The sequence below is a fragment of the Bacteroides fluxus YIT 12057 genome, from assembly GCF_000195635.1.
Taxonomy (GTDB): domain Bacteria; phylum Bacteroidota; class Bacteroidia; order Bacteroidales; family Bacteroidaceae; genus Bacteroides; species Bacteroides fluxus.
The window spans coordinates 1-2,707 of the sequence record NZ_GL882671.1 but is presented as its reverse complement, the minus strand read 5'-3'; the positions used below and the strand labels follow the sequence as shown (position 1 = coordinate 2,707).

3 protein-coding genes and 1 pseudogene are annotated in these 2,707 nt (G+C 40.3%); all 4 read left to right on the top strand.

Annotated features, from left to right (window positions below):
• Nucleotides 1-329 (top strand): annotated as a pseudogene (locus HMPREF9446_RS18985) (tetratricopeptide repeat protein); the annotation flags it as partial.
• Between the two features lie 116 nt (nt 330-445).
• Nucleotides 446-841 (top strand): DUF3244 domain-containing protein, encoded by a 396-nt coding sequence (locus HMPREF9446_RS12420; protein ID WP_039969437.1) that lies wholly within the window; start codon nt 446-448, stop codon nt 839-841.
• Between the two features lie 28 nt (nt 842-869).
• Nucleotides 870-1,445 (top strand): cysteine peptidase family C39 domain-containing protein, encoded by a 576-nt coding sequence (locus HMPREF9446_RS12415; RefSeq protein WP_009126025.1) that lies wholly within the window; start codon nt 870-872, stop codon nt 1,443-1,445.
• 340 nt (nt 1,446-1,785) lie between these two features.
• Nucleotides 1,786-2,707, top strand: a 922-nt coding sequence (locus HMPREF9446_RS17930) for a TlpA family protein disulfide reductase (protein WP_172634252.1), incomplete at its 3' end; no start/stop codon positions are given.

The following is a 2,707-nucleotide window of genomic DNA, read 5'->3' as shown; positions in this document are numbered from 1 at the left end:
AAATCATCCAAGACTACAAAGTCCGTGAAGGTTCAGAGTTACACATGGGAAAGGAGGACTGGTTACAACTGATTGCCGAGACAGACCGATGTTGGAACCACATAACCTTAAGACTATGTGCAGATTACACCCTGTCACAAGAAGAGATTTACCTTTGCTGCCTATACCTGACAGATTTGCCAGTCAGTTATTTCGGATGTTTGTTGGACTGCAAACGAGACACAATCCACAAAAAAGCAAATCGAATTGTTGAGAAGCAGATGGGGTTCCCTCATGGTTCAACTTCTCTACAAAAGGTATTAAAAGAGCGATATACTAAGACAATTTAGCTATTTATACATGCATAAATGCTGTTATACATGTATTTTATACATGTTTTATACATATCCATAAGCTAAAATGCGTTTATATTTGTGACATCAGTAACAAATAAAAACGTATGAAGATGAAAAGACTATTACTTATCCTGCTGACAATTTTCTCCCTTGGCAATATAGCAGTACATGCGGAGAAAGTGAATGATTGTATAAAGATTGTTCTCCAGCAAACAGTTTCTGATGACCCACCTATTAAAAAAGATGGAGGACCTATAGTTCGTAGCATATATGTGCCGGTAGTCGATGCTTACCTTTATAATAATGTAGTAAATGTGAGCTTCAATGAAAACATTGCCGTTGTCAATGTCACTATCACCAATGAATCTACCGGTGAAACTGTCTATTCAGAAGTACATAGTAGTCCTGCTGCCCTCAATATAGATTTGAACAGCGAAAGCTCTGGTAACTATCTCATTGAGATTGAAACAGACGACACTTATTTGCAGGGAATATTCTCTTTATAACTCTAACAATCCCAAAAGCGAATCACTCATGACCGCAGTTGACAACACCAGTATCGTTCTTTATCACTATCTACGGGCACTATCCGTAAAAGTGAGCCAGAGCACCGTGCATCGTCTGCTCGACACCCCTGTAGGCAGCAGCATGCGGGGCATCAGCGATGCATTGGATGCACTGCACGTAAAGAACGAGGTGTATCAACTGCCACCGTCACCCGACTACTTCGCGCAATTGGAAGCTCCCTTCATCACCATGCTGCAAGTGGACAAGAATCCATTCCATGTAGTGACCAAAAAGAGCGATTCCATCGTGGAATTTGAAAATTCGGAGTGCATCGGGGTGGACACTTTTTTAAAGAAATGGACGGGAACCGTACTGCTTGGAGAGGCTACGGAAGAAACTCCTTCCGATTCCCTTTACCTATGGAAAAACATGGGTTACCATCTCTGGAAGTATAAGGTTGTCATAGCAATCCTTTTGGCAATAGCTTTAGGGATAACAAGTGCATGTCAACAGAATAATCCCCCTGCCTTCATCTCTTATTTAGGAATATTGGCTTTCGGTATACTTGTTTCTGTAGCCATACTTTTTTTCCCCGACATTTAAATCAACTCCACAAAAATACAATATCATGAAATCTTTTATTTATTTGTTCGTAATGCTGATGTTTTCTTTTGGATTTCATCTTGACAAGACTGCTAAAGATAAAAAGTTAGTATACAAAAACACGAAAGTTATTCTAAATGTAGATGATTATATTTGCAGCGAAGATCAGTGGGTATATATTCATGATTATAAAGGTTGGATTTCCGGAAATGAGCACGGCTTTCTTGATTCAGCGTTTATTGCAAAAGGTCAGCACCAAGTAGAACTCAACTTCAAAATTCCGTGTGCTGTAAGTGCTAAGTTGACATTTTCCAAGAATGGACCTTTGCAGCTTGGATTTATGGCAGAACAAGACTCTTGTCTTATACTGAATATAGATGAATCTTCTCCCTATATAAATATTGATTGCTGTATAAAGGCCGTTCAAGGAACTCTGCATAACTTTATCTACGAGATGATGCAAGAAGAGAAAAGGTTTCGTAACAAGATACAACTTTACGCAGAAAATAACCAGACTGACAGTATCCGCATATTAAGCGACCACTACCTCCAGCAGTTAAAGAAATGTATGGATGAAACAACTGAACCTGTAGTAGTATATGAGTGTTTTGCAATTATAAAACACGTTATTCCGGGTGTAAATACAAGCGAACTCTTCCCTAAGTATGCTTCGAAATTTGATTGGTATCCTAGTTTAAGGTCATTTTATGACCGGTCGGCTGTCGTTCCCCCCTCCGAAGAAGCTCGAAAATCATCCGCCCGATATGGGGAGTTACGTAAAGAAAGAATGCGGTATACTCCGCTAAACAAGGATTTAGGCAGTCGTTTGGACTTAACCTTTGAGGATGCCAATGGACAGAAGATTGCCACCAAAGATATTAGTACTCCCTATATCTTTGTGGATTTTTGGGCAAGTTGGTGCAAGCCTTGCAGAAAAGAAATTCCTAACTTAAAAGAGGCTGTTGCCAAATATAAAGATGACTTGACTATTTACGCCGTGTCTTTGGACAACAAGCGAGAGGCTTGGCAAAAAGCCATAAAGGAGGACAGTACCCAAGAATTCCTGCAAGTGATAGGAACTCTCCGGAACGAGTCACCCACACAGCTGTTGAGGCAATTGGAGATACAAACAATCCCGGCAAATTTCTTGCTGGACAAGGAAAGACGCATTGTAGCCAAAGACCTGCGAGGCGAGCAACTGATGCAGACACTTGACAGCCTCATTAATAAATCATCCAAGACTACAAAGTCCGTGAAGGTTC

Excerpts from the sequence above, each read along its gene's own strand:
- HMPREF9446_RS12415 (WP_009126025.1), top strand. The coding sequence starts at position 870 with ATGACCGCAGTTGACAACACCAGTATCGTTCTTTATCACTATCTACGG.
- HMPREF9446_RS12420 (WP_039969437.1), top strand. The coding sequence starts at position 446 with ATGAAAAGACTATTACTTATCCTGCTGACAATTTTCTCCCTTGGCAAT.